Genomic DNA, 26390 nt, shown 5'->3' with positions numbered 1-26390 from the left:
TAATGTTAACCCCGCAACTTCGGACTGTCAATGAAATGAATGGCAGATACGGATGACACCTATTGGAAATGAAAGCTCGCTCTCTTTATTTACCGATTTCGCCCTGCACGGATTGAGCGACTTTGAGCATTTCGTATTCCGGCAGATTGGCGCTGGACAAGCGGAACTGGCTGCCTTGATAGCTCCATGTCAATGTCTGGAGCTCCTCGCCTACCGTTAGCTCGCCGATGGTAAAGCCAAGATCGACCAGCGTGCCCGGCACAAGCGTCGCCGCTACATCCTTGGGCTGCGTTTGAATAAGCGAGTAGCTGTATGTGCCGTTAAAGCGCGTCAGCAGGCCCGGCTGCCCGGCGTATTCAATGTCGGAGCTGTCCTGCCAGCTAACGCCTTCGGGCAGATACAGCGGCTCCAATGCCGTAAACGTGTTTTCGCCTTGTCCGGACTCTGCGGCTGTTTCTTCTCCTTGCGGCGCGGCAGCCGCTCCGTCATCCGGCGTTCCGGCAGCTTCATCGTCGCCTTCAGCCGCTTCTTCGCCATCCCCGCCTCCGCTATTTTCCGGGGCCGATGCATCATCGTCTTTATGCTCCGTTCCGTGGTTCTCGCCGGAATGCTCCGGAGTCGCCAAGGTTGGCTCATCTCCGCCGGCTCCGGAAGGAGCGGCTTCCGCCTTCATATTCGCTTCGGTTTCAAATACGCTTTTGTCGAATTTGGGCCCAAAGCTGAATTTATCGAACTTAACATCAACCATCACATTGGCATTGGTATCGCTGACTTCTACCTGGCGAGGGCTCAAATCATCCTTATCCAGCCAGATTTTCTGGCGCGCCAGCGCTCCGCTGTTATAATTCGCCATCACATCAAAAACGTAAGCGTCTTCGCTTGTCGTAAACTGCCTGGAGTTATCCACGATAATGCTGTTCGCAAGCGTCTGGAACAAGTACACCTGGCCTTGGCTCTGCGGCCAGTCGCTCTGGAAACGGAAAACCTTGTTAAGCTTCGGCGTCAGCACAAACACGCCTTCTTCATTTCTAAGCACGATTTGTGTAATGTCCTTTTCTTCATTGGTTAGCTTGATTCGGTAATGATTCGGTTTTTGGTAAGAAACCTCCACGCCGTAAGTCAGCGGCTGCTGTCCCGTATGAAGCGTCATCGTGCCGCTTCCCTGATAGCTCTCCATGCTGCTGACAAACTTGTCCAGCTCCTTCACCACGGACTCGGCGTCCTTCGTTCCGCAAGCAGACAAAATAAGTGAAAAAATCAGCACAATTGCCGCCGTCCATGTCATGCGACGCATGATATCATCCCCTCTGCACCCTTAGTTTTAACTGGCTGATACCATGTCTATGAGGGGACTCGGCCAATTATGCGGACGACTTTGACAAGCTGCCGCTGCAGATTGCAAGGCTGCCCTGCTCCGCCAACAGGGATTGACGCCAGCTACTTGCCCCAAAGCCCGCATAGAACCAAAAAGCCAGCCGGAATTTTCCCGGCTGGCCCATTGAAACAAAAGCATCTATTCATAAGCGGTGTTTAACGATAATAGGATGCGTTCAAAGGAATGAAGGCAGCGCTGTTTTCTTTTATATCAAAATGAATATACAACGACTCGACGCCTCCGATGTCGGCTTCAATTGTAACCAGCCCATCCTCCGCTTTAACGACATTGACCTGCTTCAGGATGATATCGTTATCGCTATCCTTGATCTCCACTTTTTCAATATCCTCGCCTATTGCGGCAATTTGAAGGTAAAGCTTTTGATGCTCTTTTTTGGGATAAAGCATAAAGCTGCCGTTACGGTTTCCGTTTCCGTTATTGAAATAAGCTTCTTTATAGTCGATGCCTTTGTACGTCGTTTGAGCCGGATCCTTGGTATGGTACATATCATCGAAGCCTTGGGCGATTGCCGTTCCATCGATTTTTTCCCCAAGAATGATTGTTTTGGTCTCATTGTCGTAATCAACCGCTACGCCCAAAGCGTCGGAAATGGCCCGGATCGGGAAGTAGTTGGAGTCTTTGTAGTTAATGGGTACGATGGCGTTGCCGTTGGCATCCTTCAGTTGAATTGGCGAACCGTCTACTTTAACTTTGATGTCAGGGTTCAAAAACGCCTTGATTTCCTGCAGTTTGGTTGCAGCGAACGCCCCTGTCCCCATACTGAGCAGCATAGCCGCGCTAATGCCAACAATGATTACGCTTTTTTTCAAAACTTCTCACTCTCCCACAGCTTCGATTAGTGTTTAAATGAGAACATCGTACAAAGAATACTCCGGGAATACAAGTACCTGCGGTTGTATTTGAGCTAGTCCCTATTCCTTATTTTGCCTTGGGATGCTCAAACGGAATGGCTTAGAACCAATGCATCGTTTACAGCAACTCTCATGCTCCTTTACTATTGAGAAATAAAGTGACATGAAAAGGGTTGTTCGTCGTTCGCTTGAGCTACTGCTAACAGGAGTCAAATGAGGGGTTTTGATATGTTTAATAAACCAATACACTGGTTGGATTATGTCGCAATTTTTATTCGTCTTTTTTGGGCGCTGACTCGAATCATTGCTCTTCATGGCAGCATTGGGGCCGACAATGGAGGGCTTTGGGCGTTATGCGCATGTGGTTTCTTGTTATCCGCCGCTCTTCCATTTTTTCTATACCTGAAGCGAGGAGTTTCGCCGCTTGCGGTGTCCGCTGTCGAACTGCTTTTGACAGGTGGGTTGTATTTTTTGCTTCCCGACGAGATGAATCAAAACATTCTTGTTTTTTTCCAAGTGCCCTTTTTGACTTTCGGCTACCTTTGCAGAAGGTCAAATGCATTTGGGATTACTGTAGGCTTATTTTTTGTTGCCAGCCTCGGCCTGGGTCAGCTTTCTGCTATCCCATGGGAAACGGCATTGGAGGAATCCGTTAACTTATTGCTTTTTGCCGGCATAGGATTTTGTTTTAGGAAGCTGGTTGCAGCCAACCGCACTATACAGCAGCAGAATGCTACCTTGCAAATTTATGCGAAACAAATTGAACGGCTTACGTTAACGGAGGAACGCAACAGGTTGTCGCGTGATCTTCATGACACGGTCGGACATAACTTTACCGCTGCCATAATTGGAATGGATGCCATACTCTATTTAATGGATGCCGCCCCTGAAGAAGCAAAACTTCGACTGCGCGAATTGCTCAAGATGATGCGAGCAGGGTTGGATGAGGTCAGGCGGCACATACATGCCATCGCTCCAAATGAAGCCGAGAATCAACCCTTGTCAGCCGCCCTTTATCAAATCGGCAATGAATTCCACCAGCATACAGGAATGAAGGTTGAGCTTGAAGTAATTGGCTTGGAGAAAAAGCTGTCCGAAATGACTAGCCAGTTTTTGATTCGTTTTATGCAAGAGTCCCTTACGAATGCAATGAGGCATGGGCAGGCGTCTCATACGGGGGTTAAGCTGTTTTACGAGGCGGACATGCTAACGATAACCGTTACGGATGACGGCTTGGGATTTCAAGAACTGGTTAAAGGTTTCGGGCTGGAAGCAATGGAACGGCGCGCAGCCAATTTAAACGGTATGATTAACATATCCTCTAATCCTGGCGGCGGCATTACACTGACATGTAAAGTGCCCATTCAATAGGCAGCTTTTAACCGCTGCTCATAAGCACGCAAACAATGCGGGCTATCCAAAAGGACCCTAAAATGACTCAAAAATAATGGGCTGGGCGAGAAGACGCAAGGTTTTCCATCCGGCCTTTTATGTACCTGCTTTTGCAGGTACATAAAAGGCGCATCACCGTCACGGTCACCTGCTTTGCAGGTACATGGCAAGGCGCATCACCGTCACGGTCACCTGTTTTGTCATCTTCTCCTTCGCTGTAGCGGACATGGATGTCCCTTACAAGGGGAAAAAGCAACTTTTCTACATTGTAAGGGACACATATGACCATTACAGCTAAAAAAAGAGCCAAAATGGCATGTTTTGGGGCTGTATTGGACATGGATGTCCGTTACATTCGGCAAACGCTCTGAAAAACATAGCTAACGGACATGAATGTCCACTAGCCATACGTCACGCCGTCGCTCCCACTAGCTATGCACCACGCTGTCGCATCCAATAGCCATGCGCTTCACTCTAGTTTCCGCTTGCCCTGTGCCGCACTGTAGTTCCCGCTTGCCCTGTGCCGCACTGTAGTTCCCGCTTGCCATGCGACGCGCTGTCGCTCCCTCCAGCCATACGCACGCTGTAGCTCCCGCTAGCCATGCGCTTCACTCTAGTTCCCGCTTGCCATGCGCTTCACTCTAGTTCCCGTTTGCCATGCGACGCGCTGTCGCTCCCTCCAGCCATACGCACGCTGTCGTTCCCGCTAGCCATACGCCTCGCTCTAATTCCCGCCAGCCATGCACCGCGCTGTCGCTCCCTCCAGCTATACGCACGCTGTAGCTCCCGCTAGCCACTCTATGTTTGCTGTGCTTTTAGCCGTCAAGTAATCGTTTGTTCGTCAACAAATGGCTTCAAGCGGGTTAAAGCGGGCTCGAGCGAATTCAAATGGCTTCAAGCGGCCTGCATGTGCCAACCGTCTCCGTTTATTTCGCAAACGTAATGACCAGCAGCCTTTTCGGATCGCCCTTTTTGTGACTTTTTTTAGCCATTCTTCACTAGGAACTATGACTTTTTTTGACTATCTTTTGGAAGACGGAAGTTACATTCACACAAACGGGAGGAACGAAATGAAGAAGATTTTAGTTACAGCGTTGTCCTTATGTCTGACGGCCGGCGGCATAGGTTCAGTGTCTTTGGCGAAAAGCGAGACGGCGACGGCCGCCATAAACAGCGGTAACAAAGAGTTGTCCGCATTAGTGGATCTCGGAATTATGCCTGCCAGCGTTATAAACAAGGATAAAACCAGAGTCGTTACGAGGGGAGAAGCAGCAGAATTATTGTACAAGGCATTTCAATTACAGGAACCTGATTCCATGACCGGCTTTGCAGATGTAAGTGCCGTTGCGGAACATGCCGAAGCCATCTATGCCTTGAAGGAAAAAAATATCGCAACCGGATATGAGGGACGCTATCATCCGGAGAAGGCGCTATCCAATGAACAAGCCGCAACCTTGTTAGTCCGCAGCTTCGGTTGGCATGATAATGGCATTCAAGCCATTTATTCGGACCAGGATGCTATATCCAAGGCGCATCTGGCCGATGCCCTCACACTAAGACAGCAGTTTATATCGGATTCTGGATTATTCGAGCCTAAAGCAGCCATTAATTACGAGCAGTTTGGCATTTATTTGTACAGGGCCATGGAGCTGGAGTATGTTGATGAAAACCATCTTCCGCTAGAGTATTTTTTCCAGATACCAGAGAATACCGAATATAAATTATCGCCTGATGGAACCTATTTGGCTTATTTGGCCCCTTGGAGCAATCGTCTAAATCTGTTCGTCCAAAAAGTTGGTCAATCCGAGGGGGTTCGCATCACAGACGTTACTGAGCGTAATATCTCCACTTTTATTTGGGGGAATAACACAACGCTGATCTATCCGATGGACAACGGCGGAGATGAAAACGACCATCTTTACCGCATTGGAATTGACGGTGAGGGCAATAAGGATCTTACTCCTTATCCCGGCACAAAAGCTTCAATCCTTTCCCAGCTATCTCAAAATGAACTATTAATCCAGCTAAATCAACGCGATTCCTCCCTGTTTGACGTTTATAAACTGAACATTAAAACAGGCGAGTTAACGCTAACAGCACAAAATCCAGGCAACATAACCAGTTGGCTGGCCGACCATAACGGAGTGGTGCGAGTGGCCCACTACACCGGCGAAGACGCGTCTAAAGTGCTTTACAGAGCGTCAGATAAAGAGCAGTTTCAAACGTTGATGACGATAGAAAGCGGTGATGTCTTTCAGCCGGTTTTGTTTACTGCGGACAATAAACAGCTATATGCATTAACCAATGTAGGAAAAGACAAAACGGAGCTTGTCGCTTATGATCCGATTTCAAAAAAGGTAACCGAAAAACTCTATTCCGACCCTGAGATTGATGTCAGCTCTGTGTTGTTGTCAAACAATAAAATTATGGCGGCTGTATATGAACGCGACAAGCTTCAGTACTACTTTTTCGATAAGCAATTAATGCAGCTGCAGACCACGCTTCAGGAAAAAATGGCTGGAAAAAGTATTTCCATACGGGACTTTAGTCAAGATGAAAACAAGCTTTTGTTTACAAGCTACAGCGATGTTTCGCCTGGCAGCTATTATTTCTATGATCGTACGACAGATACAATAGAAAAAATTGCGGATAGCGCTTCTTGGATTAACGAAAGCTGGCTCTCTCGCACGAAGCCTATCGCTTATACGGCCCGCGACGGTTTGACGATAAACGGCTATTTGACCATTCCAAACAATACAGAAGCTAAAGATTTACCCGTCATCGTATATCCGCATGGAGGTCCTTGGTTGAGAGACTCATGGGGTTATAGCCCTGTCATTCAATTTATCGCAAACCGTGGATATGCAGTTCTGCAGATGAATTACCGAGGGTCTACCGGCTACGGGAAAGCTTTCCTTCAAGCTGGAAAAAAACAATGGGGGAGGGCGATGCAAGATGATATAACCGATGGCGTGAATTGGTTGATTAACGAAGGAATCGCTGACCCTGAACGAATTGCAATTTGCGGGATTTCCTACGGAGGTTACGCGGCACTGGCAGGTTTGGCCTTTACTCCTGATTTATATGCTGCCGGCGTGAGCTTTGTGGGGCCTTCTAATCTGATTACACTGTTAAACAGCATCCCGGCCTATTGGAGATCGGAACAACAAATGTTTTTCGAGCATGTAGGCAACCCGGCGGTTGATGAAGAGGAACTTAAAGAAATATCCCCTTTATTCCACGTCGATAAAATTAAAGCTCCTTTGTTTGTCGCCCAAGGCGCCAACGACCCTCGGGTTAATATTGCCGAATCCAATCAGATTGTCGAAGCCTTGCGCAAACGGGGCATTGATGTGCCTTATATGGTAAAGGAGAACGAAGGACACGGCTTCTATAATGTTGAAAACCAGATCGATTTCTACAAAACGTTAGAAAAGTTTCTTCATGAGCACCTTAAATAAAGAGAAGTGGAAGTGACTTCGCCCAGCATCATCAGTGGATTAAAAAAGCTTCGCAGATGCCAGGGATCAGTCCCCTAGCAGCTCCACGAAGCTTCTTTTTACTGCAATATCCCTTGCTCTATTGCTTTACGCATCGCTGAAGCGCGATTCTCAGCTCCAAGCTTGGAATAGATGCTGGAAATATAGTTTTTAACGGTTCCTTCTGATAAAAACAACCGCTCGGCAATTGAACGATTGACTAAACCTTCCGAAATCAACTGAAGCACCTTTAATTCCCGCTCCGTCAGATCGTGTATGCAATTAGCTTTGGGTACTGGCTCTGCCTCAGCCTTGCCTGAGGATTGATGGACAAACAGGGACCGGGCAACTTCCTGCGTAATCATCATTTCCCCCCGATGGACAAGCTGAATGGCGTTGGTCAAGTCCATAGGGTCAATAGCTTTAAGAATGTAGCCTTCCGCCCCATTATTAAGCGCGGATTTTACATATTCGATATCCTGAAAGGTAGTAAGAATAATTATTTTTATTTGCGGCCATCGCTTTTTTATGATGATTGTAGCATCTACACCATTCATGACCGGCATATGGATGTCCATTAGAATAATGTCCGGCTGCAGCGCTTCTGCCTTTTCAATTGCTGTTTGGCCATTCTCCGCCAACCCGACCACGTCAATGCCCGGAGTCATTCCCAGCACAATGCCCAGACTTTTGAGAATCAATTCCTGATCCTCTACAATTAAAAGCTGAATGGCTGACATGAATAGATACCCCTCTCTTCATACATGCTCCTCAAGTATATCAACACTGTGCACGTAATTCCAGAGTAGGGCCGCCTTGCACATTGCTGTGCAAGACCTCACGTCATTTTATCCGCCGCTATATGTGGTTTAAAGGTTTATGACAGCCTTACCGACGACCCCGTCCTATAAGAAGTAATGAAAATAGGTCGATGATATAAGAACGATTATGATTAACGCCGATATAGTCACTTTCTTTTTCATATGACGCCCATGCCCGCCTAACCGCCGTTTACCGCATCGCCCTGCACGGGATGAAGATCGTTTTCCCATTTGATGCGGAGCGACTTGCTCGCAAACAAATCATCGCCATCCGAAACCTGGAAATGCAGATGCGCTTCGCTGGAATTGCCGGAGTTGCCGCTTAACCCTACGACGTCGCCTTTTTCCACCCTATCGCCAACCTTGACCGTTACGGAATCCTTTTTCAAATGGGCCAGATAGCTGAATTCTCCATCCCCGTGATCAATGACGACCACATTGCCTGCTGGCTGCTTCTCATTCATTGTGCCTACCGGCTCATTGTCCGGAATATCACTCACTACATGGACAACCTTTCCGGCATGCGGAGCTGTAATGTCCTTGCCAAAGGCATAATAGCTTTCATTTTTCGCAGGATCTCCGCTGTAGGAGAATCCGTCCTTCACTTGAATCAGATCGTAGGCGTAACGCTGGCTTTCATATTCATAATGATAGTTGGCAAGCACGTTTTCTCCGCCCCAGAAAACAAACCAGTCCTCTGTCAGCGGCAAGGAATAAGTGAGCTTGGTAAAAGCTTGATCAGTTTGAGGATAGGTTTCCAGCGGCACCATCTTAAAGCTGAAGATTTCCCCCTGCTCGGTCAAAATGACACTTAATCCTTTGCCGGTGTCTTCACTTCTCCACGTTTTGTAAGTGCTGTTGTTCAAGCTCAACTCCGACACGCCCTGCCATGCCTTCACATCTCCGCTATAACCTTTTACAGCCTTTATGAAGTCCTTTCTTGAAAACTCCTTGCGGAAATCGGCCGTTAAGCCGTCATAAAGGCGGTCGTATTCCCCTGCTTCAACCGCTCCGATTATTTCATTGGAAGGAATAACAACCGTTTCCGCCGGTTCTCCAGCAGAGCAGCCCGCCAGCAGAACTCCCGCTCCAATACATACAGCCATCCCTTTTTGGGTTAATGTTCCTTTTCCTTTTGTCATTTCCCCGCTCCTCCGTTTATCTTGCGTATCCTCTCTCTTTCCTGACATCAAAAGTGTAGCAAGCCTATCTTGTCATTGCCGTAACGCTGTCTTAACGCGGTCTTAATTCAATCCGTCAAAAATAAGACTGTGTTCATACAACAAAAGCCTGTTCGCGCTCGCCGCATGTTACAATTACCCTGTAGGAATGACAAAAAACGGCACCTTGAGGCTGTATAAAATAGAAGGTACAACAGGAGGCTTTACTATGAACGATATCCCCATTTTGCTTGTGGACGATGAACAAGCTCTTCTGCAATTGCTGGAAACCGTTTTTCGAAAAGAGGGCTTTTCAGCAATAGACAAAGCAGCGACAGCCGAGGAAGCGATCGAGGTTTGCCGCCGCAAGGCCTATGGCGTTATCGTGCTGGACGTGACGCTGCCGGGCATGAGCGGCATAGAAGCTTGTCCCTTTATTCGCGCTTTGACCGATGCTCCCATCCTGTTCCTAAGCGCGCGCTCCACCGACTTTGACAAGTTGTCCGGGTTTGCGGTCGGCGGCGACGATTACGTCACCAAACCGTTTAACCCGCTGGAGGTTGTGGCCCGAATCCGCTCGCTCATTCGCCGCAGCGGCAAAACCGCCTCTCCGGCGATCCCGCAGGATTCCGCGGCAACACAGGCAGGCTGCTATGACTTCGGCAGATTCCAGGTGGACGAGCGCGCGGTAGAGCTTATCGTGGAGAATCGCTATACGCCATGTCCTCCCCTGGTTTTTCAGCTGCTCCTCTTTCTTGTCAGGAATCCCAACCGGGTATTTACCAAAAGCGAGCTTTATGAGCGCGTTTGGGGAGAACAAAGCATTTCCGACGATAATACGGTCATGGTCCACATTCACCGAATTCGGGAACGGATCGAAAAGGATCCCTCACGGCCTGAATACCTGGTTAATGTGAGGGGAATGGGGTACAAGCTGGTGAAAAAGGCAGTGTCCGATTTCCGCGCAGAGGAGACAACGCCTTCATGAATATTAAATGGCGGCTCGCTCTTAAGCTTGCGACAGGACTGCTTGTCGTAGGGGCTGTATTGCTGGTTTTGGCCGGATTTATTCTCAAATGGGGCACCGATAACATGAGCCGGCTGGAGGCGACCCGGCAATTCGAAAGCGCCGGCCTTTACCAGTTGATCCAAACGCTTCAGCAGGAGGACGGCATCATCCGCTTTGATCCCGAGTTGCTGGCAATGGTAAGAGACAGCGGCGGTTGGCTGCAGCGCATCGATGAGGAAGGCAAGGTTATCGACTCTTATCTCGTCCCTCCCGACGTGCCTTCCTCCTACGGTCCAGGCGAGTTAACAGCATATTGGCTGGGACGAACGCCATTTTCCTATCAATTGTACCTATGGATTCAAGACAAAAAAGGCGTTACGCATACGTTGCTTTATGGCCAAAGAAACGATGATGCCCTGCTGCTGAAAGAAATCGCCGAGTCTGCCAAACAAAACAATGGAAATCTGGAGCTTCCGTCCAAACTTGCCCGCACCCTTACAGAAAGCAGATCCTGGCTTCAGTTGTTGGACGAGGAAGGCAAGCAAATAGCAGCATTTAATGCGCCGGAAGGCGCCGTTGCCCAGTTTACGCTTCAGGAAATGGCGCTCCGCAGCGTTTATTTCGACCAATACGGAACGAGACTGATGACGCAATACGAACCGGACAGCGGCTTGACCTGGGTATTAAGCACGGCACTGGACAATATGGAGCCGGGACAAAAACCGCTAATCCAGCCGGACTTTGCCATTTTGATGTCGACCACCGGGATGCTGATCGCATCCTCCATGGTCGTCTATGCCGTGTTTGCCTGGTGGTTCGGTCAACACTCCGGCGTGCCGATCCTGCACATGATGAATTGGCTGAAGGCGTTGGGCGGCGGGAGTTATGCCGAGCCAACGGGGAGCAATGGCAGACCCCGCAGCACTGGCGCCGACGGCAAACGCAGGCGGCGCTATCGTCTTTACGGAGATGTCATGGATTCGCTGGAGTCCTTGACGCGCACGCTTATAAGGGATACGAAAGCCCGGGAGGAAACGGAGAAAACCCGAAACGAATGGATTGCAGGTGTTTCCCATGACTTGAAAACGCCGCTTTCTTCCATTAAGGGGTATGCCCATCTGCTGGAGAACCCCGCCTATGAATGGTCAGCGGAAGAGGTACGCTCCTTTGCCCGCATCATGCTGGACAAGTCGACGCATATGGAAGGACTCATTGGCGACCTGGCATTGGCCTACCAGCTGCGAAGCGGAGCTGTTCCTCCTTCACTTGACGAGGTCGAGTTAAACGCCTACATCCCGGAGACGCTATACGGTGCAGAAATTACGCCCGACAATCTGGCTTCCCGAATCCTGTTCCTGCCGGCGGAGGAGCCGGTAAAGCTGTATGTCTACAAACCCTGGTTTCAGCGCATCGTCGATAATTTGACCGCCAATGCTTTTCTGCACAATTCCAAGTCCACCACGCTGACCGTTTCGGTGTCTGTTTCTGACTCCGGCGAGATTATGATTGTGTTTGCCGATAACGGAGAAGGCATGGACGAGGAAACCAGGGAGAGATTGTTCGAGCGTTATTACAGGGGAACGGATACAGAAAGCTCGCCCGAGGGTACCGGACTTGGCATGGCCGTAACCAAAGCGCTGGTCGAGGCGTTTGACGGGACGATCACCGTAGAAAGCGTCAAAAACAAAGGCACGGCCATTACACTGACATGGCTTAACAATAGAGGCCGATAGACCCTGGAAATGACTTTGGTACAAAAAAGCTCAAGAAAAACTGTTTTATTCCTATGAAATATGACAAAATAAGCTCTCTATGATTTTTATCAATTGCTAGACATGGGATAAATGTACTAAGATAAAGAATAGGGAAAATATGTGATTCGTCACAGAAATAAGAGGGGGGATACCTCTGGCGATTATTGATGTTATTAAATTTAATGGAATTGCAAATCGCAACTGGCTGGTGTTCCGTTATCCGGGCGACAGCTTTGTCCATGGAGCCCAGTTGATCGTGGGAGAAGGGCAAATCGCCGTATTGGTCAAAGGCGGCAAGGCACTGGAATATTTCTCGGCTGGCACCTATACGCTCAGTACCAAAAACATACCGCTGCTGAAGTCTATCGTAAACTTGCCGTTCGGGAAAAAAACGCCCTTTTCGGTCGAAATATTTTTCATTAACCGGACTGCCAAACTGGATATTTTGTGGGGAACCAGCGATCCCGTCAGCCTGATCGACCCCAAATACAATGTGAGACTAAGGGTTCGCGCATTTGGGCAGCTCGGCATCCGGGTAGAGGACTTCAGAGTCTTTTTGACGGAGCTTATCGGTACTCTGGGCGATCATGAGGTGGTCAAATACGACTCCATGATTCAATACTTTAAAGGGCTGACCGTAACCAAGGTGAAAACCGTCATTTCTTCCACCGTGATCAAGGAAAAGATATCCGTTCTTGAGATCGCGCCTTTGCTGGAGGAGATTTCCGATAACATTGAAGCTAACATTGCGGGCGAATTCGAACGATTTGGTTTGTCCGTCGTCAATTTCAATGTATCGTCGATCAACTTCCCCGATGAGGATTTTGATATCATCAACAAGATTTTAGGCGAAAAAGCATCCTTCGACATTATCGGAGACAACCGTTACAACATTAAACGATCCTTCGATGTTATGGAGTCCGCTGCGGGAAGCGACGGCGGCGGCCTTACGGCAGCGGGGATCGGCATTGGCCTCGGAACAAGCGCCGGACTGGCGGTTGGCGGCACTCTGGCGGGAGCGGCAGGGGGCATCCTGCATCCCCCGTCTCCGCTCAATACGAATCCATGTTCATCATGCGGAACCGCCAATGATCCCGATTCCAAGTTTTGCGGCAATTGCGGGGACAAGCTGGGCAAGAAGCAGGTCGAATGCGGAGCTTGCGGGAATGATGTCGACATCGGAACGAAGTTTTGTCCCGAATGCGGCAATTCCATGCTCAAGAAGACATGCGCCGGATGCGGTCATGAGAATGGGCCTGAAGTCAAGTTTTGCAGCGAATGCGGCGGCAAACTGGGAGGACAGGGATGAATACGAACCAATTATCTATAACCGGGCTGCTGAAATTAGGCGGCTGCCTCCTTTTTGATCTAGCTGCTATTTTTGTTTTTTTTCGGCTGTTTTCATTATTCGCCCTGCTCGCGCCTATCAAGTCTCTATTGATGCTGCTGGTGCTGGCCATCGGGCTGGTTGCCATTAACGGCGCCGTTTTATTCGCGAGCACGCTGAACAAAAGGATCGGAACCGTCTACACGGCTGTTATCGTGTGTTCGGCCATTCTATACGGCGCTGCCGCAAACGCACTCTCAATCGTGGCCATTGCCGGAAGCGCATCCGCCTATGTGCTTTGGGAGCTGCTCCTGCTTGCTGCTTATTTCATTTTTCTTGCCGTTATCCTTCGCTTCGCCAAGCGGGAAGCCGCTGAGGCGGGGTTGGCCGAAATTGAGCTGGAGGAGAGCCAAGCCGTCAATCAGCGGTTGCTGGGCATCGAGGCTTTGCTGCTGGGCAGACAAGGCCAAGACGGAATCGTTCCCGTTCTTCAAGCCTTCAAGTCATTAAAGGAGCGTATGCAAGCCTCCACTCCTTTTGGCCGCGTCCTGGGCAATCGTCAAGTGATGGAAATCGAACGGAGTATTCACAGCCATCTGGAATATATTCAAATCCAGGCTGGCGTCGAGAGTGCTGTTGGCGATACAACCGAGCTGCAGAAGTATATTGAAGAAACGCGCAGACTTGTGAAGAACAGGGAAGCGCTAATGATCAGATAACGAAAAGGAGATTTCACCATGACAACAAAAAATTGTTCCTCCTGCGGCGCGCCTGTTGCGCTTGATGCCGCAGAATGCCGGTATTGCGGCGAAAAACTGGCGGTCGGCCAGCCATCATACCAATCTCCGCCGCCACCGCCGCCGCCTCCTCAACAATGGTTTGGACAGCAGCAGCCGCAACAGCAACAATATCAACAACCTCCTTATGGCAATCAGCAATACCAACAGCCCTACGGACAACAGCGGCCTGTTTATTACAACCGCAAAAACAAGGTGCTTGCGGGATTGCTAGGCATCTTTTTAGGCGGCCTCGGGATTCATAAGTTTTATTTGGGCAGAATTGGTTGGGGTATCGTTTACGTATTGTTTTGCTGGACATATATTCCGTCATTTATCGGATTTATTGAAGGTATTGTTTATTTGGCCTCAAACGAGGATCGCTTCCATATGAAATACAGCAAGTGAGGATTTTTTTACCGCAGCCATTCGCAGAAGATCGGCCGCGGTTAACAGACTAAATTGTTAAAAAAAAAGCGGGAAAGACGGGCCGTAGCGGCCAGTCTCTCCCGTTTTTTTCATGTCTGTTTATTTTGCCCAACCCTGTTTTGGGCACTTCTGACCAACTTTACTTAAGATTTATTAAAGGTTACGCATCTACAATGAGTCACATAAGCGAGCGACGGAGCAGACAGCTCTGGCATTGTGCCATTTGAACAGATGTGCATTAGAACAAATAAGAAAGGCGATGATCATTATGTTTAGGATTTCATTAAACCTGTTGCTGGCTTTAGCCGTAATATGGATGCTGACGGGATGTTCGGCTCTGCTATCGACAAATAATCAGGAAGTTACCCAAGATTCCGTCCAATCCGATTCTGCGTCCACGGCTACAGCTTCGGAAGCAGAAATACAGACCACCTCTCTTGGATATGCCGACGAGATCGATAAAACAGAAATGATGACCTTTGAAATTTCGGTGGATGAAACCGAATGGCAGGCCATGCTGGACAATGCAGCGGCTGAAGAGTATATACCGGCAGACATCAAGATTAATGGGACAACAATCAAAAATGTCGGCATACGTCCGAAGGGTAACTCAAGCCTTTCATCGATTGTACGAGACGATACGACGGACCGCTACAGCTTCAAAATAAAGTTTGACGAATATGTAGATGGTCAGACCTGGCTAGGCCTGGATAAAATCGTGCTTAATAATAACTTCTCCGATGCAACAAGCCTGAAGGAATATCTGTCCTATGACATCATGACTTATATCGGTGTAGATGCGCCGCTATTCGCTTTTGCGGATATCTCGCTCAATGGCGAGACCTGGGGCTTCTATCTGGCCGTAGAAGATCTGGACAGCGGTTATCTTGAACGGGTCTATAACGATGAAGGAGAGCTGTATAAACCGGAATCGGATATGGACGCAGGAGGTATGGGCGGAGGACAAATGCCCGGTGGCGAAAACGGCGAACCGCCAATGCCTGGCGACGCAAGCGGCAACCAGTCGATGCCAGATGCCGCAAATGGCGACCGGCCGATGCCGGACGGCGGGAATAAAGAAGATCTGGCTCCGGCCGATGCTGGCGGGGATCAAACGATGCCGGTCCAGCAAAACAGGAATGGCAGAGGGATGAGAGGCATGGCTGACAACGGCGTCTCCCTCCAGTACACTGACGATGAAATCGACAGCTATTCGGCGATCTTCGACAACTCAAAAACGAAAACCGATGAAGCCGATCAGCAGCGCGTCATTGAAGCGTTGAAAAATCTCTCCGAGGGCAATGAGCTTGAAACCTATGTGGATGTTGACGCCGTGCTCCGATATTTTGCGGCACATACAGTGGTGGTCAATCTTGACAGCTATGTTTCCAATATGGGGCATAACTACTACCTCTACGAAAACGACGGGCAAATCAGCATTCTTCCTTGGGATTACAATCTGGCGTTTGGCGGCTTCCAGTCGGGAAGCGCATCGGATGTCGTCAATTTCCCCATTGATACTCCAGTATCGGGAATAAACCTGGAGGATCGCCCATTGCTTGCGAAATTGCTTGAAGTGCCTGAATATCTGGAAACGTATCATCAATATTTGCAAGAGATCGTTGACGGCTATTTTGCCAACGGCAAGTTCGAACAAACGGTGAATAACCTGAGCTCAATGATTTCCGAATATGTGAAAAATGACCCTTCGGCCTTCTATAGCTACGATGAATTTTCAGCAGGAATTGAGGAACTGAAGAAATTGGGAGCCCTTCGCGCAGAGAGCATCCAAGGGCAGCTTGACGGGACAATTCCGTCAACAACAGAAGGGCAGCAAACGGATTCAAGCGCGCTCGTGGATTCTTCTTCCGTAAACCTGCAATCGCTCGGCTCTCAGGGAGGAGGCGGTGAACGCAACGGAATGGGCGGCCAAGGCGGACCAGGCGATTGGGGCAAGCAGCAGTCTTGAGACCCAAGGAAGGGATGTGAACGGATCCCGGATAACCGATCCATGTAAAAAAGCGGGAGAGACCAGGCATGTTGGCCAGTCTCTCCCGCTTCTATCATGCTTCCTATCATGTTTCGCTGCTGTGTTTGCCTTATACCGTTTTGAATACCGATACGGTTTGCTGCAAATCCTCTGCCAATTGAGCAAGCGATTGAGCCGTCGACGCGGACTCTTCGCTGACAGCAGCCGCTTCTTCCGTAACCGCCGAGATGTTCTCCACGGCTGTCAGCACGTTGGCTGCCTGAGCCGCCTGCTGTTCGCTTGCCGCAGCAATCTCCGAAACTCGTTGACCAGAGTCATTAACCATGTTGCTGATTTTTTGGAAGGCTTCACCGGATTGCTCCGACAATTGCGCCGTTTCCTGTACGGCTGTAACGCTTCTTTTTGTATTTTCCTGCATGCCTTGAATAATGGATGCGATTTTTTTCGTCGCCTCGCCGCTGCGTTCCGCCAGCTTGCGCACTTCATCGGCTACAACAGAGAACCCTCTGCCTTGTTCGCCCGCACGCGCCGCTTCAATAGCTGCATTCAGCGCAAGCAGATTTGTTTGGTCCGAAATATCCTCGATGACTTCGATAATATCGCCGATTTGATGTGAATCCCGCTCCAACTGGGCCATCTGCTCCCGCACTCCGTTCATGCTTCTGAGCGAGGACTCGATAATGACTTTCCCTTCTCCCGCCAGCTTCATTGTGGCGTCGGAGAGCTCGGAGGCTTCTTCGGTGCTTTCCGCTACAGCCTGGATAGCAGACGTCAGCTCGCTGAACAACTCGTTGATTGTTTGCGCTGCCGTTGCCTGAGAGGTGCTGCCGCTGGCAATCTCCTGCGTGCTCGCCGAGATTTGCTCTGCTGCCGCAGCTACGCTATGGGATGAAGAAACGATGTTGCCTACCGTTCCGTTCAGCTTGTCGATCATGCTGTTAAAGGATGACGCCAATTGGCCCACCTCGTCATGCGTATCGATAGCGGCCTTTTGACGCAAATCGCCTTCCGCCACTTTCCCTGCGATTCCCACCATTTGGCTAAGAGGCCTGGAAATAATTTTGGCAAGGATGATACCGAACAGAATGCATAGTACAAACGCAACAGCAATGAAAATAATGGTTCCCATAAGAGCTGAGTCGTAAAGATTCTGCCCGTCTTGATAAGCGGTTTCCGCCTCCGAAACGTTGATGTCGGCGCTGTCGGTCAAGATTTTCGCAACTACATTGCCGGCAGCGACCAAATCTCCATTAATCAGGTTAAACATGTCATCCAGCCGCTCCTGGTTGTTAAGCTCGACTGCTTTGTTCAGGAATGATTCATACTCGCGCCATGCATTGTCGAACGGTTCGATAATCGCCTTTCCGGCATCGGTTAAATTCGTGGATCTGTAGCTATCGACACTATTCAACAACGTCCGTTTTGTATCCTCAATCTTCTTGAACGCATCTGCGTTTTGCTGCGGCGTTTTGGCCATATACAAATCGCGAATATAAATTCGCAGCTGACTATATTTAACATTGGCCTCCAGCGCTTCCCTAACTGGAATGAGCTGATCCTGGTACATTTTTTTGAGCGTAACATTCAGGCTGTTCAAGTTGGCAAGTCCGTACACCCCGACGCCTGCCATTAAAATTGAAATGATGATAAAGGCGGAGATCAGCTTAACGCTTATGCGCAAGTTCATAAACCATTTCATCTGTGTTGCCTCCCTGTCTGATTATAATCATTGTGATTCTTTTCAGATGATGCCGTTAGCCTTTCTGAACAAGCCTCCCGTTTCCAGGATCAATGCGATTTTTCCATTGCCCAGAATCGTAGCGCCGGAGATGCACGGCACTTTACCGACATAGGAGCCAAGCGATTTGATGACAACCTCCTGGTTGCCCAGAAGTTCATCTACGCATACAGCCATTTTCTGCTCCGCGCTGGCAATAACGACAACCGGTGTTTTTACTCCGGTTTTCAGCTCCCGCGGGTATCCGAACAAATCATGAAGCCAAACAAGCGGCAAGAGCTGATTTCGTATCGCCAGTACGGGCGATCCCTTGATCATCTGCAAGTCAGACAGGTCCACCCTTACAATTTCAACAACCGAGCTCATGGGCAGGACAAAACGCTGATCGCTGGCCTTAACCAGCAGACCGGTCGTAATCGCCAGCGTTAGCGGCAGGCGAATAATAAAGGTAGTGCCTTTTCCTAAAGTGGTATCAATATCGATTCTTCCGTTTAGGCGTTCGATATCGGTACGAACGATATCCATGCCGACTCCGCGTCCGGAAATATCGCTGACCGCTGTCGCCGTGGAGAATCCCGGCTGGAAAATGAGGCGCAAGCTTTTGAACTCATCCAGCATGCCTGCTTCTTCCTCCGAAATAATGCCTTTGGCAAACGCCGAACGGCGCAAGGCGGCAGGATCAATTCCCCCTCCATCGTCAGAGATGGCGATAACCACCTGATTATCCTCATGGGCCGCACGTATTTTCACAATACCTTTTGCCGGTTTACCGGCTGCGATCCGCTTTTCTGGGAGTTCGATGCCGTGATCCACCGCATTGCGAATCAAATGGATCAGCGGATCGCCGATTTCTTCGATCAAGGTTCGGTCCAGCTCCGTATCGCCGCCTTCTACAACCAAATCGACGTCTTTGCCTAATGTCAGCGCCAAGTCACGGACCATTCTCGGAAAACGATTCAGAAGCTGTTCGATAGGCAGCATTCTAACCTTCATCACGTTTTCTTGCAGCTCGCCGATCAGCCTGGACAAGTGATCCGTAATTTCGCCCATCCCGTCCAGAGCCTCGGATGAGCCGTATTGCCGCTTAAGGCTTAGAGATGCCTGCTTCATACGGGTCTGGTCGATAACCAGTTCCCCAAGCAAGTTCATAACCTCCTCCAGCCGCTCCACTTTTACCCGAATCGTCTGATTGGACTGTTTTTTATCCGCTGCCGTTGAACCGTGGTTTTCCGTGTGATCGCCTGACTCGTTCGTTGGACATGGCGTTTCGCCGCTTGGAATAGGCAAAGCTTCGAATTCCCCATAATCTTCGTCAGGGGAAATCTCTCCCGTTGCAGAGCTTGCAACCTCAAACTGCGACTCCAGAATCGATGCAACCTGCTCCAACGGCGTTCCAGGGGCCAGCAGCCAACGAATCCTTCCGCCAGGCTCTTCATCCTCCGTGCTTTCCAGCTTCGGTTCGCTCCACAGCACCTCGCACACGCCGCGCAGCTTCAGATCGATAACGCTTATTCGCGCCATCTTCATCAAACAATCGTCGGCCAGCACAATCTCCGCCCAAGGCAAGTTCTCTCCATCGCGGCTATAGTTGTTGATGAATGAAACGGCTTCCTCCGGCCATTCCGGTTGTCCGGAGTGGCAATGTTTAACGCTTGCGGGTTTTGTAGTATATTCCCTGAGGCGGGCTGCAATATGAAGGGCCGGAGACAAGGCGGCATTCCGAATGATCGCTCCTTGCATAACCTTGATGCTGTCCAGACATTCAAAAAACAGATGGCCCAATTCCCGGGACAAGCCCATTTCTTTTCTGCGCAGCATGTCCAGGAGATGTTCCCACTCGTGGGTCAAATCCTTTAATTCTTCATAACCCATTGCCGCAGATGAACCTTTGATCGTATGAGCAACGCGGAACAGACGCTGGATGCCCTCTGCTGTCGCGCCTTGTTGCTCCAGCCGCAGCAATTCCTCTTCCATCTCGTCAATCTGTTCGCCTAGCTCCTCCAGGAAGATATCCCTAAATTCCGCGTAATCGGACATATTCAGCTCCCCCTTACTTCCGAAGCAAAACTTCATCGATTTTCAAAATACCGACAAGTTCCTTGTCCGAGACGCCAATACCTGTGAAATAAGCGCCGTTTATGCCTCCAATACGCTCAAGCGGGGGCTGGATATCCTCGTAGCGCGCCACCTTGTGCACGCGATCCACGATAATGCCGACGGCTTCTTCCTGGTGGTGAACCACAATAATTCGGGTAGCTTTTGAATTGGGCAGATCCTGTAACGAAAAGAGCGAGCGCAGGCTGATTACCGGGATAATTTTGCCTCGCAGGTTGATTACGCCTTTTACATAAAACTGACAGTTTGGTATTTCAGTAATCTCCTGCATCGTAATGATTTCGTGCACCTCGGCTATTTTGATGGCATAGCTTTCGTTGCCAATCCCAAATTGCACATACTGTGTCAGTCCCGTCTCGTTCATATGTCGGCTCCCTTTCTGATTACACCCTGGTCAGTTCAACAAGCTTGCGGCCGATTTCATGAAGCGGCAGCTTGTACTGGGCTGCGCCTCGTTCCACTGCCGCTTTAGGCATGCCGTACACAATGCAGGTTTCTTTCGATTCCGCAATCGTTGAAGCGGCAGCGCCGCTCTGCCTTGCCAGCAGCATCTGTTCCGCACCGTCGTCTCCCATTCCCGTCAATAATACATAATGGCGTTTTACGCCTTGTAGAGCGGAGACCGAACGGAACAGCTCGTTCACGGAGGGACGATGCCTGCCGCCGGATTCTCTCTGATGGAGATTCACGGCGTAACCATTCCTTGTCTCAACCAGATTCATTTGAAAATCACCCGGCGCGATATAAACGCCGTTGTTGCCTATCGGTTGACCGTCCTTCGCTTCAACGACATTGAGATGAGTGACTGTATTCAAGCGGTCCGCCAGCGATGCTGTAAATTTGGGCGGCATATGCTGGACAATAACGATGGGATGATGAAAATGCGCCGGAAGCCCCGACAACAGCTCCGTTAGAGCTTGCGGTCCGCCGGTGGAAACGCCAACGGCTACGATATGGGTTACGGGCAGCTCGGAAGCCCCCTCCCTGCGGGGCAAAATATCGGCTTTTCTCTCCATTCCCGCCAGTCGGCGCAGCCGTCCTACAGGGGCGCCATAAGCCGCCCTGATTTTTTTGACCAGATCCCTTCTGATTCTGTAAATATCAAACAGCGCCGAGCCCGTTGGCTTCGTAATGAAATCAACAGCGCCAAATTGCAAGGCGCGGACGGTCTCGGAAGCACCTTCTTTGGTGAAGGAGCTAATCATAATAACGGGAGTTGGATGTTTTCCCATAATTTCGGCCAGTGCCGAAATACCATCCATGTCCGGCATTTCCACATCCATCGTGATCACGTCCGGCTTTAGCAGAGCCGTCTTTTCGACAGCTTCCAGGCCCGTCCGGGCCGTGCCCACAACCTTCATGCCTTCTTCTTCTATGTATCTGGTTAACAGATTTCGCATAAATAATGAATCATCGACAATCAATATGCGATACATGGCCCCTTCCCTCTCTCATATTCTGAAGCCGTTTCAAGCGCCGATTTCAAAGGGGGCCTTTAATATTCAGTGCGTCGGCGATTTTGCTTCGATAACGTTTACCGGGACGAACCCCGTACAGAATCTCCGTAAAGCGGTTGACAGGTATTCCTTCTGTTTCACAAAACTGCTTTTGCGTCATTCGCCTCTCCAGCAGCTCCCGTTTTACTGCCAAACCAAAATAAGTAAGCTGTTTGGTCTTGCTCATCCTTTGCACCTCATCTTATCCGCACCTGAAATTAATAGGACAAAACATCACGCAGCGTACTGACGACGCGATTTCGGTGAAACGGTTTAATGATAAAATCTTTTGCCCCGGCTCGAATGGCTTCCACCACCATATCGCGGTGACCGATTGCGGAACAAACCACAATGCTGGCATTAGGGTCCAGCTCCATAATTTTCCGGATTGCCGTCAAGCCGTCCATCGTAGGCATGGTAATATCCATCGTGACAACATCAGGTCTATGTTCTTCGTATAATTGAATAGCTTGTAAACCATCTCCTGCTTCTGCCACTACTTCAAATCCGTTGGACACCAAGATTTCGCTCATGGAAGCGCGCATAAAAGCTGCATCGTCGGCAACCAAAACCGTCTTCATTTCCTCACTTTTCCTCCTTTCAGTTCTGCATTCGCCATAAAACGACAAGCTATAAATAAAAAAATCATCATCCGCATATGTAGGTCTTTAGGCTTATAGTAAACGGACGATGATTTTTTATTTACATACAAATAATGTAATTCGATATTGTCAGGTTTTTTACCTAACATCCAAATACCGCCTCTGATGATATAATAATGAGGAGATAATAGTATTATTTTTATCATATATCTGATATGAGATTTTTGCAATAATTTATTCAATATTTATCTGTTTTAGGATATAGAATGGAACGGGAGGAGAGCTATGCAGACTTTCGCTGAAAGATTTCAATATTTAAGGAAACTGACAGGATTAAAACAGGCCGAATTTGCCAGCAGAATAAACCTTTCACAAGGAAGACTGAGCGATATCGAGAAAGGAAAAAACAAACCTTCCGCCGATACGCTGGTATCTGTGGCACAGCAGTTTTCAACCGATGTGAATTGGCTTCTGATGGGAACAGGAACGGCTCCTCAATCACTTGAAATCTTTAATGATAACCTTGGCCTGAGGGGATTTTCGCATCTATCGAATTCTGAAAATGCAAACGAATATATAGCCGAAAAAGAGCTGATTACCAAATACAAGATGTTAAATAAAGACAATAGAAAACATATAGAGAAGTTCATCTGTTATTTGATCTTCGAGCAACAAGACTATAGTCCTATTATGAAGGAGTTTCCTAATCAAGAAATTACGTGATCTTTTTCCACTTCGTGTGGTATTTTTTCCACAAATGTGTTTTTTCGGCCCCATCCTCCCATACGTCTGGAACAACTCCGCATTCAGCCTTTGCCGCATAAGGACTGGTTCCAACAAACCAGTCCTTCCTCTGCTTTCTCACTATTCCGGATAGCGTTTGGACAATGGCCCAGAATGTAACGTCTCCTTGCCCGTTCGCAACACCCGTCCGCCTTGCTGGACATGAGGCGCCGGCACTTCAAAAGAAACAAGCGTCCCGATATCCTCGACACTTTCAATTTGCAGTCCGCTGCCCCCATAGAGCGACAGCAGTCTCCGGTGGATATTGATCAAGCCTACTCCGCCCACAAGACGATTCTCTTGCAGCAGACTGCTCCGTTCGGAAGCTTTTATCCCCTTTCCATTGTCGCGCACGGAGATAATGACTTTGTCCTGCTCCTGCGCCACTTTTAGCACGACAGTCCCGCCTGCCGCCTTTTGCGTTACGCCATGGCGAACCGCATTTTCGACAATGGGCTGTATGCTAAGCGGAGGAATAAAGAGTTGAAGTCCCTCTTCAACCTCGTATTCCATGACCAGACGTTTGCCAAAACGAGCTTGTTCAAGAGCGGCATAGGATTGGACCAGCTCCAGCTCGCGGTCCAGGCTGACAAGCTGCTGTCTGCTGTGAAAATCAAAGCTGCTGCGCAAATATTTGCTTAAATCGATCAGCAAATGCGTCGCCTTGTCGGGGTCAGTCGGACAAACCGATATGATCGTGTTTAAGGCGTTGTACAGAAAGTGCGGCTTGATTTGCGCCTGCAAAAAAGCCAGTTCCGAGCGAATAACGCTTTGGAAGGAACGGCGCAGCTCCAGCAAGGTCCTAACTCTGGCCCGCAACACAACGGAATCGACCGGCTTATTCAGAAAATCATTAATGCCTGCGCCAAAGGCCGTTCCGATATCGCCAGCCAGGTTCCGGGCCGTCAACATCAGCACGGGAAGCTCCGACAACGTAAACCGCTCCCGAATGCGCCGGCACAGCTCCAGGCCCGACATCTCCGGCATCATCCAATCCGTGATGACCAAATCTACGCCGCTTTTGCCGCCAAGCACCTCCAAGGCTTCTTCGCCGTTATCAACGGCAATGACACTGTAATGCTCCATCGACATCAGATTAATCAGCACCTGCAGATTGACATGATCATCATCCACGACCAGCACCGTAAAATGCTCCGGATCATCGCCTTGTTCTTTGACCGGATGCCGTTCCGCGCTGCGTTGCAGCAGTCCCTCAGCTCCTTTGGGAGCTAATTCTGCTGCCATTTCCGCAGCCGCCCCCGCATCTGATTGATCCAATGCAATTGGAATCGTAAAGGAAAAGACAGAACCTTCCCCAGGCGTTGAATGTACGCTTATTTGGCCCCCATGCAGCTCGATCAGCTTTTTGGTAATGCCAAGCCCGATCCCCGTCCCCGCGCTTCGAGCCGCCTCGTTATCGCTCAATCCGCTATGATAGGGAAGAAAGATATGTTCCAATTGGTCTCTCTGTATTCCGATGCCGGTATCCGTAACGCTGATCCGAACCATGCCGTCCCGCACTTCGCCATAAATCCTTATACCGCCGCGATGGGTAAACTTGACGGCATTGCCAAGCAGATTGAACAAAATCTGGCGCAGCCTGTCCTCGTCGGCATGAACCCGGGGCAATTCAGGAGGCCAGCCCTGCTTCAGGTACAGCCCTTTTTTGTGCAGCAGAGGCTCCATCACCTCAATCACAGATTGCGCGGCTGCCTGCAATTTAACCGGTCTGAGATTGAGCGAAAGCTGCCCGTTCCGCAGAGTGGAAAAGTCCAAAATGTCATGGATCAAAAAATTAAGCCTTCTGCCTGTGGCCGCAATCATGCCAAGTTGTCTGGCCTGATCGGAATCCGGCTTGCCCGCGACGCCTTCCAGCAGCGATTCCGCAATATTGACGATGCCATGCAGAGGCGTCCTCAGTTCATGGGAGGTATTTGCCATAAATTCATCCTTCAGCCCGTCCAGCGTAACAAGCTTATGCGACAGCTGCTCCACCTCGCTGAACGAGGATGAAAACCGCCGGGCCAACATCAGAATTTGCACGGTAACAAATACAAGCAGCTCGTATGACAAATAAAACTGAATGTCCAGCATCCCCTGCACCTGAATCAAATTCACAAACGCATAAATGCTGAGACTGATGGCGCTCAGAAGCAGGAAGTACGCGTCCGGCGTCCGCTTCGCCACTCCTCGGCCAAGCACAAAGAGCAGTATCGCCACGATAGCGGCAAAAATAAAGCCAGGCACAATAAACCAGCGCGAATAAAGCATAGGCGGCAGCAGCACGCCCATAATTAGCGAAAACCAGGCCAACCCTCTGGTGAAGCGGAAAAGCCCTCGGCCCATGGCCCCCGGCACCGATACGTTGATGTAGTGGAGCAAAAACCAATATCCGCTGGACGTGGAAACCACCTGCAGCCAAAGCATCAGCTCATAGGGCATATCCGGCAGCAGCTGGCCCAGCAGTTTTTCCCCATGCGTCAATACAAACATAAGAAGCGATACGCAAAAAAGCGCCAGGTAAAGCAGCGACTTTTCTTCTCTCCTCATGAAATACAGGAAGAAAAAGAATAAAATAAACAACGAAAAACCAACGATGCTAATAAAATCGCCAAACAAGCTGACATCCCTCAGGGATACGATATCGCTTTTAAGCCCAAACCACACGGGCTGCAAAATGCCGCCGTTGGCGTAAATATGGTTCGAAACCTGAATGATAATTTCGACCGTTTCGCCATCCAGTTCGGCAAAACCGATATACGGTATGTTGGACGGGTCGGACAGCTCTCTTGAAGGCCCGGGTTCGCCGCTTGCTCCAATTTCTTTGCCGCCCATAAATATTTTGTTGGCCATCCGGATATTGGTTGTGCGAATGCCATAGATGTCCGCTTCGTCTCCCGACAGCTCTATAAGCAAACGGTAGGTGCCAAATCCCGTACCCTCAGGTTTGCCGTCTCCCGCAATATACGCATTCCATTCTCCGGGCAACGTAAAGAGGCCCGATAATTCAGGCCTCTCTTCGGCTGCTCCCGCTGACGAGGCAAAATGCTTCGGTTCCAGCAACTGGCCGCGATAGAATTCCCATTCGCCGCTTATTGCAACGGCGCCTTGAGACTCAAAATTCCATTCCTGCAAATCCAGAGTTCCATCATCGGCATATGGCAGCGACTCCGCCCCCGACTGCTGGCGGATATAGCTGATAACCGGTATTGCCGCGATAATCAGAAAAAATAGAAGGATGCCCCACAATTGCTTTTTCAACTCATCACTTC

At 49.5% G+C, this 26390-nt stretch carries 20 protein-coding genes and 1 pseudogene; 9 read left to right on the top strand and 12 right to left on the bottom strand.

What is annotated here, in order from left to right:
• Nucleotides 1-85: 85 nt before the first annotated feature.
• Together ACX93W_RS17440 and ACX93W_RS17435 are read right to left on the bottom strand one after the other, a co-directional pair.
• Nucleotides 86-1294, bottom strand: coding sequence for a LolA family protein (locus tag ACX93W_RS17440; protein ID WP_459393651.1), 1209 nt, complete (start codon nt 1292-1294; stop codon nt 86-88).
• Nucleotides 1295-1530: 236 nt separating this feature from the next.
• Nucleotides 1531-2205, bottom strand: coding sequence for a stalk domain-containing protein (locus ACX93W_RS17435; RefSeq protein WP_459393650.1), 675 nt, complete (start codon nt 2203-2205; stop codon nt 1531-1533).
• 270 nt (nt 2206-2475) lie between these two features.
• Here ACX93W_RS17435 and ACX93W_RS17430 point away from each other — a divergent pair, with 270 nt between their 5' ends.
• Nucleotides 2476-3618 carry a sensor histidine kinase gene (locus tag ACX93W_RS17430; RefSeq protein ID WP_459393649.1) on the top strand — a complete coding sequence of 381 codons (1143 nt, stop codon included), beginning with the start codon at nt 2476-2478 and terminating at the stop codon, nt 3616-3618.
• A 662-nt stretch (nt 3619-4280) separates the two neighbouring features.
• Here ACX93W_RS17430 and ACX93W_RS17425 read toward each other — a convergent pair.
• Complete coding sequence (locus tag ACX93W_RS17425; protein WP_459393648.1) at nt 4281-4415, bottom strand: hypothetical protein; 135 nt, start codon at nt 4413-4415, stop codon at nt 4281-4283.
• A gap of 294 nt (nt 4416-4709) precedes the next feature.
• Between ACX93W_RS17425 and ACX93W_RS17420 the strand changes: the two genes are divergently transcribed.
• Nucleotides 4710-7100 carry a S9 family peptidase gene (locus ACX93W_RS17420; protein ID WP_459393647.1) on the top strand — a complete coding sequence of 797 codons (2391 nt, stop codon included), beginning with the start codon at nt 4710-4712 and terminating at the stop codon, nt 7098-7100.
• Nucleotides 7101-7198: 98 nt separating this feature from the next.
• Here the strand turns inward: ACX93W_RS17420 and ACX93W_RS17415 are convergent, their stop codons facing one another.
• Nucleotides 7199-7858 (bottom strand): response regulator transcription factor, encoded by a 660-nt coding sequence (locus tag ACX93W_RS17415; protein ID WP_459393646.1) that lies wholly within the window; start codon nt 7856-7858, stop codon nt 7199-7201.
• Nucleotides 7859-8118: 260 nt separating this feature from the next.
• Nucleotides 8119-9081 carry a M23 family metallopeptidase gene (locus tag ACX93W_RS17410; RefSeq protein ID WP_459393645.1) on the bottom strand — a complete coding sequence of 321 codons (963 nt, stop codon included), beginning with the start codon at nt 9079-9081 and terminating at the stop codon, nt 8119-8121.
• Nucleotides 9082-9328: 247 nt separating this feature from the next.
• Here ACX93W_RS17410 and ACX93W_RS17405 point away from each other — a divergent pair, with 247 nt between their 5' ends.
• From ACX93W_RS17405 to ACX93W_RS17380, 6 genes and pseudogenes are all read left to right on the top strand, one after another.
• Nucleotides 9329-10087, top strand: a complete 759-nt coding sequence (locus tag ACX93W_RS17405; RefSeq protein WP_459393644.1) for a response regulator transcription factor — start codon at nt 9329-9331, stop codon at nt 10085-10087.
• Nucleotides 10084-11841 carry a sensor histidine kinase gene (locus ACX93W_RS17400; RefSeq protein WP_459393643.1) on the top strand — a complete coding sequence of 586 codons (1758 nt, stop codon included), beginning with the start codon at nt 10084-10086 and terminating at the stop codon, nt 11839-11841. Before ACX93W_RS17405 ends, ACX93W_RS17400 begins: the two co-directional genes overlap by 4 nt.
• Before the next feature lie 229 nt (nt 11842-12070).
• Nucleotides 12071-13171: an SPFH domain-containing protein gene (locus ACX93W_RS17395; RefSeq protein WP_459393642.1), complete on the top strand. Its 1101-nt coding sequence runs from the start codon at nt 12071-12073 to the stop codon at nt 13169-13171.
• Nucleotides 13168-13908, top strand: coding sequence for a hypothetical protein (locus ACX93W_RS17390; protein WP_459393641.1), 741 nt, complete (start codon nt 13168-13170; stop codon nt 13906-13908). The genes ACX93W_RS17395 and ACX93W_RS17390 overlap by 4 nt, the downstream gene beginning before the upstream one ends.
• Before the next feature lie 258 nt (nt 13909-14166).
• A pseudogene (locus ACX93W_RS17385) lies at nt 14167-14373 on the top strand (TM2 domain-containing protein); the annotation flags it as partial.
• A 289-nt stretch (nt 14374-14662) separates the two neighbouring features.
• Entirely contained in the window at nt 14663-16363 is a 1701-nt protein-coding gene (locus ACX93W_RS17380) for a CotH kinase family protein (RefSeq protein WP_459393640.1), read from the top strand.
• 130 nt (nt 16364-16493) lie between these two features.
• Here the strand turns inward: ACX93W_RS17380 and ACX93W_RS17375 are convergent, their stop codons facing one another.
• From ACX93W_RS17375 to ACX93W_RS17350, 6 genes are read right to left on the bottom strand one after another with little or no spacing between them, the layout of a single operon-like run.
• A complete protein-coding gene (locus ACX93W_RS17375) occupies nt 16494-18083 on the bottom strand; it encodes a methyl-accepting chemotaxis protein (protein ID WP_459393639.1) in 1590 nt (529 codons plus the stop codon).
• Nucleotides 18084-18125: 42 nt separating this feature from the next.
• On the bottom strand, nt 18126-20159 hold the full coding sequence (locus tag ACX93W_RS17370; protein ID WP_459393638.1) for a chemotaxis protein CheA: 2034 nt from the start codon (nt 20157-20159) through the stop codon (nt 18126-18128).
• A gap of 13 nt (nt 20160-20172) precedes the next feature.
• A complete protein-coding gene (locus tag ACX93W_RS17365) occupies nt 20173-20601 on the bottom strand; it encodes a chemotaxis protein CheW (RefSeq protein ID WP_459393637.1) in 429 nt (142 codons plus the stop codon).
• A gap of 19 nt (nt 20602-20620) precedes the next feature.
• A complete protein-coding gene (locus tag ACX93W_RS17360; protein WP_459393636.1) occupies nt 20621-21673 on the bottom strand; it encodes a protein-glutamate methylesterase/protein-glutamine glutaminase in 1053 nt (350 codons plus the stop codon).
• Nucleotides 21674-21719: 46 nt separating this feature from the next.
• Nucleotides 21720-21920 carry a hypothetical protein gene (locus ACX93W_RS17355; RefSeq protein ID WP_459393635.1) on the bottom strand — a complete coding sequence of 67 codons (201 nt, stop codon included), beginning with the start codon at nt 21918-21920 and terminating at the stop codon, nt 21720-21722.
• A gap of 31 nt (nt 21921-21951) precedes the next feature.
• Nucleotides 21952-22314 carry a response regulator gene (locus ACX93W_RS17350; protein WP_459393634.1) on the bottom strand — a complete coding sequence of 121 codons (363 nt, stop codon included), beginning with the start codon at nt 22312-22314 and terminating at the stop codon, nt 21952-21954.
• Nucleotides 22315-22620: 306 nt separating this feature from the next.
• On the opposite strand from ACX93W_RS17350, the gene ACX93W_RS17345 reads away from it, so the two are divergent.
• Nucleotides 22621-23058, top strand: a complete 438-nt coding sequence (locus tag ACX93W_RS17345) for a helix-turn-helix domain-containing protein (RefSeq protein WP_459393633.1) — start codon at nt 22621-22623, stop codon at nt 23056-23058.
• Between the two features lie 141 nt (nt 23059-23199).
• On the opposite strand, the gene ACX93W_RS17340 is transcribed toward ACX93W_RS17345, so the two are convergent.
• Nucleotides 23200-26379, bottom strand: a complete 3180-nt coding sequence (locus ACX93W_RS17340; protein WP_459393632.1) for a hybrid sensor histidine kinase/response regulator — start codon at nt 26377-26379, stop codon at nt 23200-23202.
• Nucleotides 26380-26390 lie beyond the last annotated feature (11 nt).

This window comes from Paenibacillus sp. CAU 1782 (assembly GCF_054551715.1).
Note: the sequence above shows the minus strand (reverse complement) of the source record. Positions and strands in the feature narration are given on the sequence as shown.

What these genes read in the sequence shown, in the direction of transcription:
- ACX93W_RS17440 (WP_459393651.1), bottom strand. Translation starts at nt 1,294, where the DNA reads ATGCGTCGCATGACATGGACGGCGGCAATTGTGCTGATTTTTTCACTT.
- ACX93W_RS17430 (WP_459393649.1), top strand. Translation starts at nt 2,476, where the DNA reads ATGTTTAATAAACCAATACACTGGTTGGATTATGTCGCAATTTTTATT.
- ACX93W_RS17420 (WP_459393647.1), top strand. Translation starts at nt 4,710, where the DNA reads ATGAAGAAGATTTTAGTTACAGCGTTGTCCTTATGTCTGACGGCCGGC.
- ACX93W_RS17415 (WP_459393646.1), bottom strand. Translation starts at nt 7,858, where the DNA reads ATGTCAGCCATTCAGCTTTTAATTGTAGAGGATCAGGAATTGATTCTC.
- ACX93W_RS17410 (WP_459393645.1), bottom strand. Translation starts at nt 9,081, where the DNA reads ATGACAAAAGGAAAAGGAACATTAACCCAAAAAGGGATGGCTGTATGT.
- ACX93W_RS17405 (WP_459393644.1), top strand. Translation starts at nt 9,329, where the DNA reads ATGAACGATATCCCCATTTTGCTTGTGGACGATGAACAAGCTCTTCTG.
- ACX93W_RS17400 (WP_459393643.1), top strand. Translation starts at nt 10,084, where the DNA reads ATGAATATTAAATGGCGGCTCGCTCTTAAGCTTGCGACAGGACTGCTT.
- ACX93W_RS17390 (WP_459393641.1), top strand. Translation starts at nt 13,168, where the DNA reads ATGAATACGAACCAATTATCTATAACCGGGCTGCTGAAATTAGGCGGC.
- ACX93W_RS17380 (WP_459393640.1), top strand. Translation starts at nt 14,663, where the DNA reads ATGTTTAGGATTTCATTAAACCTGTTGCTGGCTTTAGCCGTAATATGG.
- ACX93W_RS17375 (WP_459393639.1), bottom strand. Translation starts at nt 18,083, where the DNA reads ATGAAATGGTTTATGAACTTGCGCATAAGCGTTAAGCTGATCTCCGCC.
- ACX93W_RS17370 (WP_459393638.1), bottom strand. Translation starts at nt 20,159, where the DNA reads ATGTCCGATTACGCGGAATTTAGGGATATCTTCCTGGAGGAGCTAGGC.
- ACX93W_RS17365 (WP_459393637.1), bottom strand. Translation starts at nt 20,601, where the DNA reads ATGAACGAGACGGGACTGACACAGTATGTGCAATTTGGGATTGGCAAC.
- ACX93W_RS17360 (WP_459393636.1), bottom strand. Translation starts at nt 21,673, where the DNA reads ATGTATCGCATATTGATTGTCGATGATTCATTATTTATGCGAAATCTG.
- ACX93W_RS17355 (WP_459393635.1), bottom strand. Translation starts at nt 21,920, where the DNA reads ATGAGCAAGACCAAACAGCTTACTTATTTTGGTTTGGCAGTAAAACGG.
- ACX93W_RS17350 (WP_459393634.1), bottom strand. Translation starts at nt 22,314, where the DNA reads ATGAAGACGGTTTTGGTTGCCGACGATGCAGCTTTTATGCGCGCTTCC.
- ACX93W_RS17345 (WP_459393633.1), top strand. Translation starts at nt 22,621, where the DNA reads ATGCAGACTTTCGCTGAAAGATTTCAATATTTAAGGAAACTGACAGGA.